Raw genomic sequence first — 1,351 nt, 5'->3', positions numbered from 1 at the left:
AACCAATCTGGCGATCCTTGCCATTGGCTATATCTAAAGAAACATCGCGGCTTCCATCAGCTTTATAGCCATAACAATTGTCTGTATTTGCGTTACAACCCATATAGGTGTTTTTATAAGTTGTTGCACCCAAATTGGTGAGCACATTGGCGTGGATATAGGCATTTCCCCCTGCTTCTATAAGACTATAATGGTTGTCAATGTTATCGGCGTTAATGATGAGATTGCCGTGAGATTGTATCATCCCCTGAATGGTGGGCTTATGCGAAAACCCCTGCGTGACAGTTTCTTCTGTCATATGTGACTGATTATTCCATTGATACCGTCTTATATTACTTTTTGTTTTATCATATTTCCAAGTAAATGCCCTATAAAATGCTCCATCTTCCAAAGTTGCCGTGCCATAGGTTCCCTCTTTGTTAGCCCAAAGCTTTTTATCAAATACAAATACTTCCCTAGGTATATACTGGTGTGCAATAACTATTGTTCTATCCTCAAAGTGACCCTTTCCCCAAAGGTTGGGACCATCTTGATATAACATCCCATCACTGAGTTGATCAGAACCCTTTGGTCTTTGGAAAGAAATATCGCTATATTCCGTTTTTTCTGTGATGACAGGCGTGCTATCGGCTTCGTTTTTCAAGGTGTTGGTTTGGATATTTAAGTTTCCACCGGCTTGAATAAAGCCCGCTTTATTCACAAGCGAAAGGCTTTTTCCAGTACCAGCTGCATTGGTGAAAAATAAATTGCCTTCTGCCATAATAGCGCCAAAATCATTGAGCAAAGCCCCATCAACTTGTAAAGCACCATTGCCCTTTACATAAATTAAACCCGTTTTGCTGTTGGTCACATCGCCCGTCACGCTAAAAGCTAAATCATGACCCGCTGCCAATTGACCGCTATTTTCAAGCTCCCCGGTTTTGATGATAAAATCTCGTGCTGCTAAAACCGATGTGAACTGATCCACCATAACGCCTGGAGCAACAAAAAGAATATCTCCAGTCCCTCCTTCATCGGTAATGGCTTGTAGCCGTGCATGGTGAATATCAAGAACATTGGTGCTTTGAAAATCTAAACCACCATAAATCAGCGTGCTGCCCGAGACATAAATATGATCCGCAGTTAAATATAGCGTTTGCGGCGTGTAAATATGAGAACGATCATTGCTCAAATCCAGTGTGTTTGCTGTCAATCTCACATCCCCCGTAGCAGACAGCACATTCTCAACGCTGATCCCTCCTGATACCGAGGTCAGGGTTGCACTGCCATAGCCAATGACCTGATCATAATAGATGTCGTTGCCTGCAAAAATTTCAATATTGCCACCACTGGCAATCTGACCAACCTTCAC

At 42.4% G+C, this 1,351-nt stretch carries 1 pseudogene; it reads right to left on the bottom strand.

What is annotated here, in order from left to right:
• Window positions 1-1,351, bottom strand: a pseudogene (locus ACFIQE_RS10435) (filamentous hemagglutinin); the annotation flags it as partial.

It is taken from the genome of Bartonella sp. AA1HLJMS, from assembly GCF_042197445.1.
Taxonomy (GTDB): Bacteria; Pseudomonadota; Alphaproteobacteria; order Rhizobiales; family Rhizobiaceae; genus Bartonella.
This window is presented reverse-complemented; position numbering and strand designations above follow the sequence as displayed.